Below are 13,955 nucleotides of genomic sequence, written 5' to 3' on the forward strand. Positions count from 1 at the left end.
GACATGCCCGGTGCGGATGCGATCACGCTGCATCGCCTCAGGCACCCAACCATCATCTCTGTTCCAGCAACGGTTCCAGTGTCCTGAATGTCCGACAACGCCGCAATCGCATCCCGCATCGCCGCCGAGATCGGCGCGCGCCTGCCGCAGGCAGCCGCCGCCATTGCACTGATCGACGAGGGGGCGACCATTCCCTTCATCGCGCGCTATCGCAAGGAGGCGACCGGGGGGCTGGACGACACCCAACTGCGCCTGCTCGGAGAACGGCTGATCTATCTGCGCGAACTCGAAGGTCGACGCGCCGCCATTCTCGGGGCCATTCGCCAGCAGGAGAAGCTCACGCCTGAACTCGAGGCCTCGATCTCTGCCGCCACGACCAAGGCGGAGCTGGAGGACATCTATCTTCCCTTCAAGCCCAAGCGCCGCAACAAGGCCGAGATTGCGCGTGAGCGCGGCCTGGGGCCACTCGCCGAGGCGATCCTGGCCAATCGCCGAGCTGTCCCGGCCGAGCTGGCGGCGGCCTATCTGGCCGACGACGTGCCTGACACCAAGAGCGCGCTGGACGGTGCCCGGGACATTCTGTCGGAGCAGTTCGCCCAGAATGCCGAACTGCTCGGTCGTTTGCGCGGCTACCTCCATCAAAGGGCCGAGTTGCGTGCGCGCGTGATCGCAGGGAAGGAGGAGGCGGGCGCCAAGTTCGCCGACTATTTCGATCACGTCGAGCGCTGGGCCAACGTGCCGAGCCACCGTGCGCTGGCCATGCTGCGGGGCCGGAACGAGGACATTCTGACGCTCGACATCGAGGTGGACAGGGATGATCCGCGCCCGGTCAAGCCGGTGATGCGCATGATCGCCGACACCTACGCGATCGGCGACAGGTTGCCGGGCGATGCCTGGCTGATGGAGGTCGTCGGCTGGACCTGGCGGGCGAAGCTGTCGCTTCACCTCTCGGTGGACCTGATGACCGATCTGCGGATGAAGGCCGAGGCCGAGGCGATCAATGTCTTCGCCCGCAACCTCAAGAATCTGCTTCTGGCCGCACCGGCCGGATCGCGGGCGACCATGGGTCTCGATCCCGGCATCCGGACCGGCGTGAAGGTGGCGGTGGTCGACGGCACCGGCAAGCTGCTTGCCACCACGACCGTCTATCCATTCCAGCCGCGGAACGATGTTCGCGGCACGCAGGCCGAGCTTGCGAGCCTCATCCGCAAGCATGGCGTGGAACTTGTCTCCATCGGCAACGGGACCGGCAGTCGCGAGACCGAGAAGCTGGTCGCGGAGCTGCTCGGCGATCTGCCGCCGCCCAAGCCGATCAAGGTGGTCGTCTCGGAGGCCGGCGCCTCGGTTTATTCCGCCTCGGAACAGGCCGCCGCCGAGTTCCCGGACCTCGACGTCACCCTGCGCGGCGCGGTTTCCATCGCAAGGCGCCTGCAGGACCCGTTGGCGGAGCTCGTCAAGATCGATCCGAAATCGATCGGCGTCGGCCAGTATCAGCACGATGTCGATCAGTATCATCTCGCCCGCGCGCTCGACGCCATGGTCGAGGATGCCGTGAACGCAGTCGGGGTCGACCTCAACACGGCCTCGGCCTCGCTGCTGGCGCGGGTATCGGGGCTCGGCGCTGCGCTCGCCGAAGCGATCGTCGCGCATCGCGATGTCAACGGACCGTTCGGTACGCGCCGCCAGTTGCTCGCCGTTGCCAGGCTCGGACCTCGGACCTTCGAGCAATGCGCTGGGTTCCTGCGCATCCGGGACGGATCAGAACCACTCGACGCCTCATCGGTGCATCCGGAGGCCTATGGCGTCGCCCGCAAGATCGTCGCCGCCTGCGGGCGCGACCTGCGCTCCCTGATGGGTGACAGCGCTGTGCTGTCCAGGCTCGATCCTCGCAGCTTCGTCGACGATCGCTTCGGCTTGCCGACTGTCCGCGACATCATCGCCGAGCTCGACAAGCCGGGCCGCGACCCACGTCCTGCCTTCAAGACCGCGGCCTTCGCTGATGGCATCGACGACATGAAGGACCTCGAAGTCGGGATGACGCTGGAGGGCACGGTGACGAATGTTGCCGCCTTCGGCGCCTTCGTCGACATCGGCGTCCATCAGGACGGGCTCGTCCATGTCTCGCAGCTTGCCGAGCGCTTCGTGAAGGACGCGCATGAGGTGGTGAAGGTCGGCGACGTCGTGAAGGTGCGTGTCTTGGAGATCGACATCAAGCGCAAGCGCATCTCGCTGTCCATGCGCAGCGACGCAGGCGGCGACAGCTCGAAGGGGCCGCGTGAGACCGCGCGCCAGGATGCGCGCGGCGGCCAGGGGGCTCGCGACGGCCAGGATGCCCGCGGCGGCAAGGACGCGCGCGACGGCAAGGGTAACCCGGGCCGGGGAGGGCCGGCGCGGACACCGCAGAAGGAAAGCCAGGGTGCCCTGGGTGCAGCCCTCATGGACGCGCTMAAGCGTCGATAAGGAAGCCGAACCGCCCCCCTTGGCCAAGCCGGCCAAGGGGGGCGGCCGATCTCAGGGATGTGAAGATCGGTCTCTGGCACGGCAGCGCCACTCAACAGGGGTCCAAGCGGGCGCTCGCCAGCAAGAAGCGATCGGCCCCTCCGCCGTCGATACGCCCCGACAAGGGCGCATCTGCTGCCAGGCAATGATCGTCTACTTCATCAGGTTCTTGATACCACCGATGGCTTCGTTGACGCCGGTGCCGACCTCGTTCTTGAGGCCGTTCAAGGTCCCATAAATGATACCAACAAAGGCGCCGCCAGCGGCAGCCATATGATTGTCGGCGTCCGCTCCGAATTTGTGGCCAGCCAGAGCACTGCTCTCGATCGAGTGTCCGAGCCGCGCCAAGCCATCCACCACGTTGTAGCCGCCGTTGACGTCTTCCAGCGAGGCATCGTTCAGCGGAGCGTTATCGGGCTCTGTGCTCATCGGTCTGCTCCTTCTCGGGCCGGACCCGTCATTGCGTTGAGAAAGGCCTATCGAGGCCTGCTTACGCCGCGTGTTCCCTGGATCACTTGTGCCTATTTGATCTTTCTTGGAGCGAATCCAGCGTGGCCTTGAACGGTTCGAAGAGTTTTCCGAACACCTTTCCCCAGCTGTCGATCGGATGCAGAATTGATAGATTCATTTTCTCTGCTCCCGTGACAGTCTCCAATTCGTCATCGGAGAGTTTCATGTCTCTGCGATCTTCGCCGGTTTCAAGCTTTTCGTTGCCCATTGTCTTCTCCGTCGAGCTGTGGCTGCCTTGAGCCACGTGGGGTGGGATGTGCCAGACACCGCAGCAGCTCCCGCACGGTCATGACGCGGAGGCTTCAAATCACGGCGCCGAGCCAGGCCGGAACGCGGGCATCCTGCAGCGGGCTATCCGCGCGGCCTGATCTGATCAGGTTGATTCAATCTGATCGGATCAGGCTCCAAATTATTGATAGAGTTCAGGTTCTGCGGATGGCCGGGGCTTCGCAATTGCCGGCACGATCCCAGCGGATATAGCCGCCATTGCCGTCCGGGCGGACGGAGCTTCTGTTTTCGGTCGGCTTGAAGAAGCCATGGGCGTCTCCGGGCACGGTCGTCACCCACATGGAAGCCTTGCCGCTATGGTCCCAATGCCCACCGGTTCCTGCGCCATGCACGTCGTCGAGCTCGGCCTCGTCGAGCTTGCGGTTGCTGCTGTCGATCTTGCTGTTCATGCTGGGTCCCTCTGCGCTCGGATCGTTGGCGATGGTTCTGAACATTCCATAGTCATGTTCGGCGGATGTCTGGTTCACGCGACCTGCCTGAGCGCCAGTTGGGCGAACAGTCCGCCCCGCTCCAGAAGCTCGCGATAGCTTCCTTCCTCGGCGACCCGCCCTCCCTGCAGCACATAGATGCGGTCGGCGTGCTGGATGGTCGACAGGCGGTGCGCGATGACGACGCGGGTGGCGTCGAGCCATTCCAGCCCTTGGGAGACAATCTGCTGGGTCCGGTTGTCCAGCGCGCTGGTCGCTTCGTCGAAGAGCAGGATCCGCGGCCGGCGCACCACCGCGCGGGCGATCAGCAGGCGCTGCCGCTGGCCGCCCGAGAGCAGCGTGGCGTCTTCGCCAACGAAGGTGTGCATGCGCATCGGCATGGCCCGGATGTCGGCGTCCAGCCCTGCGAGGCGCGCCGCCTCCCAGGCATCCGCMTCTTTCAGCGCGGCGCCGTTGAGGATGTTGTCCAGGATGGTGCCGCTCGTGGCGCGGCTGGACTGGAGCACGACGCCCATCTGCCGGCGCAGCGCACGCAGATCGAGGCTGCTCAACTCCTGGTCGTCGAAGAACACCGAGCCGCTCTCCGGCGTCTCGAAACCGAGCAGGATGCGTAGCAGCGTCGACTTGCCGGAACCGGAGGCGCCGACGATGCCGACGAATTCGCCGGGCCTGACCCTGATCGACACGCCGTCGAGAACGGCGGGGCCGTCGGCGCGGTAGCGAAACACCACATCGTTGACCTCGATCCCGCCGCGCAGATCGTGCAKGGCGCCGCGCCGGCCCATGTTTTCGGGCGAGGCCGCGAGCAGCGGCGCGGCACGGCCATAGAGCGGCTTCAGGGACAACAGGGCGGGCAGCGCGCTTCCCAGCGACAGGGTCGCCGCCATGAACTGGCCATAGGCGGCGTTGAAGGCGACGAAGCGGCCGATGCCGATCTCGATCCCGCCGAGGCCGACGATCCCGATCAGCAGGGCAGCCGAGGCGATGCCGAAAGCCGTTCCGAAAGCGGAGAAGCCGGATGAAAGCGCGCCCTGGCGGAAGCCGAGGGCCCGCCGCGCGATGAAGAGCGGCGACCAGCGGGCGAAGGCCCGCGCCTCGGCGCCCGCGACCTTCAGCTTCGCGATGCCCTGGATCAGTTGCAGCGCCAGGGCCTGCAGCCGGCCTTCGGTTTCAAGAGCTCGCTGCTTCCAGGCGAGCATCCGCAGATTGACCCCCACCATCACGACGAGCTGGACGATGACGAGGCCGATCGCGACGAGGGCGAGGCGCCATTCGTAATAGAGAATCAGGGCGAGGCTGGAGACCGAGAAGACCGCCGAGAGCAGGGAGCTGACCGCCGTCCCGCTCACCGCGTCGCGCATCTGGTTGATCGCCGCGGCCCGCAAGGCGAGATCGCCCGCGGCGTGGTGCCGGAAGAAACCGGCCGGCAAGCGCAGGAGCCGGTCCCACACCGCTCCTTCGAGATCGGTGTTGAGGAGCGTGGCGAGCCGCAGCACCAGAAAGCCGCGCACGAGCTCAAAGGCGATGCCGCCGAGCCCGAGCGCCGCGATGCCGGCCGTGAGTTGGAGCAGTTCGGGATACGAGGCCGCCGGAATCACCGTCTCGAACAGGATCTCGGTCGCCATCGGCGTCACGAGGCCGAGCAGACTCCCGGCCAGCCCGATGATCAGGATGGCCATCAGGGCGGGCCAGGCGAGCGGCGCGGCGAAGCGCAGCAGCCCGCTTCCGTCGATCGCCGTGTCGGGGAGGCGGCGCTGGAGCACGTAGCCGTAGTCGGCGACGGCAGCCGCCGTCCCCGCATCGACGGGCCGGTCCCGGCCCGCCTCGCGGATGCGGTAGCCGCCGCGCCAACCCGTTCCGGCGATCAGCGCGACCGGGCTGCCGTCCCCGCGCCGGAAGCCGAGGATCGATTGCCCGCCCCGGCGCCACCAGCCCGGCTCCAGTCGGATGCGGCGTGTCCGCACGCCGGCCCAGGCGGCGAGGTCGGCGATCTGTCGCTCGATCGGCAGGCCGTCATCCTCGCCCGCCTCGGGCGACGGCGTGGAGGGCATGCTGACCGCCGTGGCCTCGGCGACGGTGCGGAAAGCCGACGCGAGCGAAGCGTCGTGCAGCACGCCGCCGGCGGCAGGAGCCAGAAGCGGCGCGACGCTCGCGGCCAGGACGGCGCGGTCGCGGACAACCTTGCCGCCGATGCGGGCGACCTCGTCGTCGTCCCGGTTCGCTTCCGCGAAGGCGAGCGCGCGGGTTATCCGCTCGTGATGTCCGAGCAGGGCGCGCGCGAGGCCGCCTTCCGCGGCCAAGGCCGCGCTCGTGCGGCAGCCGATCGCGGTGCTGCGTTCAGCGACGATTCCACCCGATGTCACCGGGACCGCGGGCATTCCGGGGAGAACCGGGCCGGCGCCCCGCAGATCGGTCAGAAGGGCTGCGTCGCTGGCCGTGGCCCAGAGCAGCCCTTGCGCCGGAAGCGCGACGCAACCCGGTTCGAGCCTGCCCTCGCCATCGACGAGGAGGACGGGGGTCCCCGCCAAGGGCTCGCTTGCCGCGCGGGCCGTGCGCTCGACCCAGCTCTCTGCCGCTTCGATCGCGGCGGCCTCGCCGGCATCGAGGCTGGCCAGGAAGGGCTCGATCGGGAAGGCCGACAGCCGCGATCCCGGCGCGGGGAAGGCAAGGAGCCGCGCTTCCGCCGGAATCGGCGATACGGCCGCTGTCAGGGACAGCGGCAGGGCGATGTCGTGGGGACCGAGAGTCGCCAGGCGCCGGCGCCGTCCCGCCCGGCCGGGCCAGTCGAGATAGAGATCGGCCGAGCCGGCATCGACCCGCAGGCCGGCGGCCGAGACGGGCACGGCTCCGCTGGAATCGACGGGCATCGCGCCGGAGGCGGCGATCAGGTGAGGAGCTTCATGCAGCACGGATCAGTTCCCCATAGGTGCCCGGCTGGTGGTAGAGCGCCTCATGCGATCCGCGCTGGACGATCCGGCCGCGGTCGAGCACGAGAATCTCGTCGCAATCGCGGATGGCGCTGAGGCGGTGGGTGACCAGGATGATGGTGCAGCCGCGGCGTCGCAGATTGTCGAGGATCGCCGCTTCGGTCGCTGCATCGAGGGCGGAGGTCGCCTCGTCGAGCACGAGGATGCTCGGTTCCCCCACCAGCGCCCGGGCGATCTCCAGACGCTGGGCCTGGCCGCCCGACCAGTTGCTGCCGCCCTCGCTGACCGGGGCATCGTAGCCGCCGGGGCGCGCCGCGATGGTGTCGTGCAGCCCGGCATCGCGCGCGGCCTCGACGATCGTCCGCTCGCTCACCCGCGGGTCCCAGAGTGTCAGGTTCTCGCGAACGGTGCCCTCCATCAGGACGACGGACTGCTCGACATAGGCGATCGAGGCGGCGCGGACGCCCGGCAAAATCCGGTCGGCCGGCTGCCCGTCGAAGGCGATCTCGCCCGCCCAGTGATCGGCCAACCCGACTATCAGCCGCGCGATCGTGGATTTGCCGCTGCCGGAGGGGCCGACCAGGGCGATGCGCGCGCCCGGCGCGACGGTCAGCGAAAAGCCTTCAACCAGCGGCGGATCGAGCGGGTTGTAGCCATAGGCGAGATCGGTGATCTCGACCGCTCCGGAGAGGCGGCGCGGCGCAGTCTCGGCCACTTCCGCAAATTTCGGATCCAGGCGGCGGTCGAGCGGATAGCGCAGCACGTCGTCGACGCGCTCCATCGCCACCCGCAATTCGCGCATGCCCGAGGCGACGCCGACGAGCCCGCTCACCTGCGACAGGAAGCTCGACAGCACGGTCTGGAAGGCTGCGAGCGTCCCGATCGTGATCAGCCCCTCCATGACGCGCCAGCCGCCGACGCCGAGGATCGCGGCCATCGTCAGCGCGCCGAGCGCGCGCGGGATCAGATCGAGGAGCTGGAGCGGCAATTGCGAGCGGTGCACCGCATTCATGGTGCGCGCCTGCGCATTGGCCCAGCGATTCAGGAAATCGTCCTCGGAGGCCGTCGCCTTCAAAGTCTCGATCGACTGGATGCCGCTGATGGAAAGGCTGCCGAGCGCCGCGTGCTCGCGCATGACGGTGCGGGCGGCATCCTCCTGTCGCCGCGCGACGAGACGGGCAAACACCGCGTTGAAGAGAGCGAGCGCCAACCCGATGCCGGCCAGCACCGGATCATAGACCGCCATGAGGGCGCCGTAGAACAGGGCCGCGAGCCCGGTCACCAGCATGGCCGAAACCTGGCTGCCGATCAGGTCGCAGGCCCGCTCCGTCGTCGCGAGCCGGCTCGCGATGTCGCCCGCATAGCGCTGGGCGAAGAAGCTCGGCGAGAGCCGCAGCAGGTGCCATGTCAGCTTCAGGCCCAGCGACACGCCGAGCTTCCATTGCAGGCGCGCGAGGAAATAGCCTTGCAGCCAGCTCAGCAGCCCGCCGAGAAGGGCCGCGCAGGCGAGGCCGAGCAGCAGCGGCCGCATCCAGTCCGTCAGATGGCGGACGAGGATGTCGTCGACGAAGACCTTCGTCGCCGCCGGAACGAAGATGCCGGGCACGAGGGCGGCGATGCCGGCCAAAACCAGGAAAACGACGGCGCCGCGCGAGGGCGCGAGCTGCTCGCGCACCGCGCCCCAGACATTCGTCCGCTCGCCTGAGGGCTGGAAATCGGGCCCCGGCGCCATCGTCAGCATCACGCCGGTGAAGGCGCTGTCGAATTCCTCATGCGTGACCGTGCGCGGGCCACTGGCGGGATCGTTGAGATAGACGACCTTGCGGCCGACCCCCTCCAGCACGACGAAATGGTTGAATTCCCAGAACAGGATCGCCGGCAGCGGTTTGCCGGCGAGCTTGTCCGGCTCGGTGCGCCAGCCCTCGGCCACCAGGTCGTAGCGGCGCGCCGCCTGCACCAGGTTCTTCGCCTTGCTGCCGTCGCGCGAGACGCCGCAGGCGACGCGCAGCTCCTCGAGCGGCACCCATTTGCCGTGATGGGCCAGGACCATGGCGAGACAGGCGGCGCCGCATTCGACGGCCTCCATCTGCAAGATGGTCGGGACCCGCTTGCGGCCGGTCTGCGGGAAGCGCACGGGAGGCACCTTGCTCATAGGCCGACGAACCGGCGCAGCGCCGGAATGAACAGGCTGATCGGCCGGCCCGACTTCACGGTCACCTGGCCGTCCACAAGCGTGGTCGAGGCGAGTTCGATCTGCTCGCTGCGCTTGGAGGTCCAGGCGTAGCTGTCAGGGCCGCCGGAGCCGGGATTGATCCGCACGACGAGCTGGAGCGGCGGCCCAGCCTTGGTGAAGAGGCGGGCGAGATCGGGGTTGCCGAGGCGATGGGTCAGCGCCGCCTCGTTCTCCGGGCTGTCGTCGACCTGGATGACCGTGCCGATCAGCGAGCCGTATTCCTCCTTCTTGGCGGTGGAGGGCGACAGGCGCACCTCCATGCCGAGCTTGACCTCCTTGCCGCTGTCGGCCGGCACGTAGAGCAGCGCGTCGAGCCGGGGGCCGCCCTGTTCGATCACCATCAGCTTCTGGCCGGCGCTGACCAGCGCATGGTCGCCGGCCTCGTTGGTCGTGATGGTGCCGTCGGCACGGGCCACGATGGTGGTCGCCAGGTTCTCGCTGAGATGGGTCTGGGCGCGCTGCCCCTCGGCGTCGCGCAACTGGCGATCGAGCGCCGCGCGCTCCTGGTCGGTCTGGTGGCGCAGGGTCTGKAGCGAGGCGTCGAGCGATAACAGCTCCGTTCGCGCCCGGGAGATCGATTCGCGCGCGGCGAACAGCCTCTCGCGGGTTTCGATGATCCGGTCGGAGGGCATCAACCCCTTGGACAAGAGGGATTCGCGCTGACCGAGCAAGGTGTTGAGCGCGTCCACCCGGGATGCTCCAAGATCGATCGTCTCCTGCAGGGCCTCGCGCTTGCGCTGGGCCGCGATCGTCTCCTTGAGGATGCGGTCCTCGATCTGCGCAGCGAGCGCTGCGCGCTGCGCAGTGAGCTGGGTGACGCGGCTATCGACATCGACGAGGCGAGCGGCGTCCTCGGGCGCGCTGAGCCGGGCGATCAGATCGCCCTTCTTCACCTTGTCGCCGCGCTGACGATAGCTGTCGAGCCAGCCTGCCTTGGGAGCATAGACGCTGACGAAAGCGCCTCCCGCCGGGACGAGCAGGCCCTTGCCGCTGACGGTGGTGCGATAGCTGCCGAGGATTGACCAGCCGAGGCAGCCGGTCACGATCACCAGCGCCGTGCCCAGCGCCACCCAGCCATGCAGAGAGGTGACGCGCACCATCTCGTCGAGCCGGTCGGGGCCCGCGAGATTGTCGAGTGCTTCCTTGCGGTAGAGAGCCGCCGTCATGTCGCATCGTCTCGGAACGAGGGATCGTGCGGCCGCCGTCGCGACGACGGCGCGGCCGGATGGGGATGGGGAAGGGCAAGAGGAAGAGGCAGCGTTCCGCACGCCGTCGGAACGCAACCCCTTCGATCAGCCTTGCGGCTCAGCTGTTTTCGATGATGTGGCCKCCGGCGGCGCCGATGCCCGCGCCGACCGCGCCGGCGGCGAGCGCGCCGACGCCGACCGTGGCCGCGGCGGTGCCGCTCAGGCCGGCGATCGCCGCGGCCGCGCCKGCCAGGCTCGCGCCCCCGGTGAACGGGGCGGCCATGACGCAGCCGACTGCGAGCGTCAGCGAGGCGGCGGCGCCGATGCCACCGATCGTGGCGCCGATGGCTGCCAGGCTGATGCCGCCATTGATGTCCTCGAGCAATTCGTCGCTCATCGGGCCGCGGCCGGACGAGGCCTCCACCAGCGCGCCGGCCTTGGCGTAGACCTGCTCGGCCTCCTCGGCGGACAGCGCATGGCCGCGCTCGGCGGCGAAGGAGCGCAGGCTCTCGGGGCCGGTCACGGTCTCGGCGAACTGCTTCAGCTTGGCCTCGTCCTGCAGCACGGCGGCCATGTAGCGTCCAAAGGACGGATGTTCCTGGGAGATGCTCATCTTGGTTTCCTGTATCGGCTCGATCGGGGGAGAGGGCGGGCTTCGCCTCAGCCCGTGATCTTGTCGTGGATCAGTTGCGAGGCACCGCCTGCCAGCGCGCCGGTGACAGCTCCGGAAAAGGCCGTTCCAGCTCCGCCCACGACGGCCGTGCCGACGAGCGCCACGGTGCCGGCGACCGTTCCCAGCGCGATGCTGACGGGCGCGGTGGCGACGGCGATGGCGACACCGGCGACGGCGCCGGCAATCCCGCAGATCGTGCCGCCGACCGCCGCCCAGCTCACGCCGCCATTCACGGCGTCCAGCACGGCGTCATCCAGGCGAGCCTCGCCGMCGGCTGCCGCGGTCTGGGCCACGACGAAATCCTGCGCGGCTTGGAACACCGTCCGCGCTTCGCCCTCGCTGACATCCACGCCCCGCGCCGCGGCATAGACGACCAGCGCTTGCGGGGTGTCGACCTCGCTGTTGAAGCGGGCGGATTCAGCCGCGTCGGCGTGGACGCTGACGATCATGTCCTGGAAGGATTTCAGCCGCGCCTCGTCGGTGAATCCGTAATTCTGGCTGTGCATGCGAATCTCCCGTGCCATTCTGATGGAATGATATTCGGTTGTCGGAGCGAGTTTGTGGAGTAAATTACTTTAACAAATGTTAATTCATCTCGCATCGCGATGAGCCGATACGCCGATATACGAAGTATCGATATTTATATATTTAATTGAACCTAGAAATAGACTCCGGCTACTTGCCGAAAGCGACGCCTTGCACCGCATGGGTGGCAGGGCAGGGTGCCGAACAGCCCGAAAGAAGCAGGGCAAAAGTAAGCGCAACGCGCATGCCGTTGCGCGAGGCTCCGTCCCACTTTCGAACTGGCGCGGTCGGACGGCGCTGCCGCACCAGCTCCGGGCGGTTCCATGTACAGCTGACGTTGGTACGGACGTCGAGCGCAAGCAATACCTGAAATTGTAACGCTTTTTCCGGGATGTAACGCGATGTAACAACTTGCTTTGCCCGGGCGTTGTTTTTCGAAGACGAGCAAAGGATGTGTCTATTTTGGCACGCCCATGGAGCGGATCTCGCGCGGCGGATCGGCTTTCGACGCCACAGCCACGGGCTTCTCCGGGAAAGGCCCCGGTMAGGGCGCTGTCGGCAGCGCGACCCGCACCGTCGTGCCTTCGCCTTCGCTGCTCTCGATCGAAACCCGGCCGTMATGGGCGGTGACGATCTTCTTCACGAGAAAGAGGCCGAGGCCGGATCCCTCGACGGCCTGCGAATACCGCCCGCGCACCCCGAGGACGAAGGCCCCGGGAAGCTCGGAGGCCGGGATGCCGCAGCCGCGATCCGTAACGGTGATGGTGATCTCTTCTCCCGCCAGGCCCAAGGCGAGCGCGATCGGCTCGCTGCCTTTCAGCGCGGTGAATTTGACGGCATTTTCCAGCAGATTGATGATGACGAGCTCCATCATGCCCTCATCGGCCACGATCGTCGCCTGCGCAGCCCGAGGCTCGATCAGCAGTTTGATCGTCGGGCCGCTGAGAAGATCGCAGGCGCGCTGGTGGGCGGCGACGACGAGGGCGCCGGCATTGACGTGGGCGATCCGGGGGCGGAAGGACGGTCCCTGCACCCGGCTGCGGGCGAGATTGATCTCCAGCATTTCGACGAGCCGCGCGATCGCTCTGCGGATGCGCTCGATCCGGCCCTGGTTGGCGCCGTCGTCGGGCTGCAAGGCGAGCCCGATGCTGTCGATGCTCGAGCGAATGGCGGCGAGCGGCGTCCGGTACTGATGTGACACGACTTCGAGAAAGCGGACCTGCTGGAGCTGGGACTGCTTTTCGAGACGCAGAGCGTCTTCGGCGATGCGCCTGGCATCGACGAGCTCACGCGTTCTCTCCTCGACCAACCCCGCCGCAATGTTCTCGGCAAGCTGCGCATGCCGCAGCGCCTCGTCCTTCATCCGGAGGGTCAGCGCTTCGGCGTCCCGCAGCCGAACCGCGAGGGCGCCCGTCAGCAGGACCGTGAGAAACAGGCCGGCAATGCCATAACTGTGGATGGCCCAATGCGGCAGCCAGGCGACCCCAAGACGCTGCGCCATCGTCAGGAAGGCGCCGACGCACAACGCCGAGAACGCCGCGCCCCTGAGACGGCTCGCGGCCCCTTCGTCGCTCCACTGCCTCAGGCCCTGCACCATGTTMACGCAGGCCATGACGATCCCCAGCACCGTTCCGATCGGGCCGAAGATCATGTTCAGGCCGGCGAAGGCGAAGCCTACGCCCACGAGCCCGGCGGCTGCGCTTCCCTGATAGAGGCGGTGCAACAGCGGAGCCCGGTTGCGCAGGTCAAGAATGCGCATATAGGCGATTGCGCTGGCGGTCAGGCCCGCCCAGGCATTGAAGCCGAGAAAGGCATCGTTGGCGGCACCATTCTCGGGAAAGAGATAGACCCTGCTATAGCCGAGATTGCCCATGTAAATCAGCATGATGCCAAGCGTGCTGGCCGCCAGAAGCGGGTATTGCGCCTTCCTGTCGAAATAGAAGAAGACGAGCTGGGTCACCAACAGCACGCCCATCCCACCCAGCCAGGCACCGTAAAGACTCGCATCCAGGGCGGCCCCGGCGGCGTAGCCTTCGGCTGATGCCAGGCGCAGATGCAGATAGGTCGCCGAATTGCCGTTCCGGACGCGGATGAACACCCGCGTCGTCGCACCTTCGGCCAGATCGAGCCGAATGGCATAGTCGAGCGCCGAAAGGCCGTCCCGCGGCAGGGGACGGCGATCCCCCATCTCGTGCCGGGTAAACCGCTCGACCGAAAGGGGGGCATCCGGCGCGGCGGTGTAGACATCGACGTAATCGAGGAAGTTCGGCGCCAGGGAAAGGATGGCCTGTTTGGTCACCCGGCCGGGCAGTTCCATCCGAATCCAGACGGGGGTCCGGGTGAAGCCGAAGTTGACATGCGCCCCCTGGATAGGCCGAAACTCAGCCTGCTTGGCCGAATCGAGGATCTCTGCCAGCGACAGTGACGAAGCGGGATCGGACAGGACGGAAATCGTGCCGTTCAGCGAGGGCAAGGGCGCAGGTCGGGGCGGAGGTTCCGCCTGGGTTAGATATGCGATGCCGAGTACGAGCATCGCCGCCAGCACGGCGAGCCACAGGCGGGGACGGCTGTCCCGCGGCGGCAGGGCTGCGACCGAGGCCATGCCGGAACGCGTCGCCGCTCCATCATCAGTCGCGGGCAGGATTGTCGGGGCCGGCGTCAACGGAATCTCGTCGCGATGGGGTG

The 13,955-nt window shown here is 67.5% G+C and carries 10 protein-coding genes; 1 reads left to right on the forward strand and 9 read right to left on the reverse strand.

What is annotated here, in order from left to right; all coding sequences use genetic code 11:
* The first annotated feature begins 87 nt into the window (after positions 1-87).
* Positions 88-2,460 (forward strand): Tex family protein, encoded by a 2,373-nt coding sequence (locus tag AC1DIO_RS30385; RefSeq protein WP_476832585.1) that lies wholly within the window; start codon positions 88-90, stop codon positions 2,458-2,460.
* Between the two features lie 192 nt (positions 2,461-2,652).
* Here the strand turns inward: AC1DIO_RS30385 and AC1DIO_RS30390 are convergent, their stop codons facing one another.
* The 9 genes from AC1DIO_RS30390 to AC1DIO_RS30430 all read right to left on the reverse strand — a co-directional run bounded on the left by AC1DIO_RS30390 (position 2,653) and on the right by AC1DIO_RS30430 (position 13,932).
* The gene (locus tag AC1DIO_RS30390; protein WP_476854535.1) at positions 2,653-2,928 is read right to left on the reverse strand and encodes a hypothetical protein; all 276 of its coding nucleotides are present in this window, start codon (positions 2,926-2,928) and stop codon (positions 2,653-2,655) included.
* 82 nt (positions 2,929-3,010) lie between these two features.
* Positions 3,011-3,217, reverse strand: a complete 207-nt coding sequence (locus AC1DIO_RS30395) for a hypothetical protein (protein WP_476854536.1) — start codon at positions 3,215-3,217, stop codon at positions 3,011-3,013.
* A gap of 214 nt (positions 3,218-3,431) precedes the next feature.
* Positions 3,432-3,686, reverse strand: coding sequence for a hypothetical protein (locus AC1DIO_RS30400; RefSeq protein WP_441493786.1), 255 nt, complete (start codon positions 3,684-3,686; stop codon positions 3,432-3,434).
* A 74-nt stretch (positions 3,687-3,760) separates the two neighbouring features.
* Complete coding sequence (locus AC1DIO_RS30405) at positions 3,761-6,634, reverse strand: NHLP bacteriocin export ABC transporter permease/ATPase subunit (protein ID WP_476854537.1); 2,874 nt, start codon at positions 6,632-6,634, stop codon at positions 3,761-3,763.
* Positions 6,624-8,804 (reverse strand): NHLP family bacteriocin export ABC transporter peptidase/permease/ATPase subunit, encoded by a 2,181-nt coding sequence (locus AC1DIO_RS30410; protein ID WP_476854538.1) that lies wholly within the window; start codon positions 8,802-8,804, stop codon positions 6,624-6,626. Before AC1DIO_RS30410 ends, AC1DIO_RS30405 begins: the two co-directional genes overlap by 11 nt.
* Complete coding sequence (locus tag AC1DIO_RS30415; protein ID WP_476854539.1) at positions 8,801-10,051, reverse strand: NHLP bacteriocin system secretion protein; 1,251 nt, start codon at positions 10,049-10,051, stop codon at positions 8,801-8,803. Before AC1DIO_RS30415 ends, AC1DIO_RS30410 begins: the two co-directional genes overlap by 4 nt.
* Before the next feature lie 139 nt (positions 10,052-10,190).
* On the reverse strand, positions 10,191-10,685 hold the full coding sequence (locus tag AC1DIO_RS30420; protein WP_441507141.1) for a hypothetical protein: 495 nt from the start codon (positions 10,683-10,685) through the stop codon (positions 10,191-10,193).
* Between the two features lie 47 nt (positions 10,686-10,732).
* A complete protein-coding gene (locus AC1DIO_RS30425) occupies positions 10,733-11,251 on the reverse strand; it encodes a hypothetical protein (RefSeq protein ID WP_476854540.1) in 519 nt (172 codons plus the stop codon).
* A gap of 476 nt (positions 11,252-11,727) precedes the next feature.
* Positions 11,728-13,932: a sensor histidine kinase gene (locus AC1DIO_RS30430; RefSeq protein WP_476854541.1), complete on the reverse strand. Its 2,205-nt coding sequence runs from the start codon at positions 13,930-13,932 to the stop codon at positions 11,728-11,730.
* Positions 13,933-13,955: the final 23 nt, after the last annotated feature.

This window comes from Allobosea sp. 05T439 (assembly GCF_056396005.1).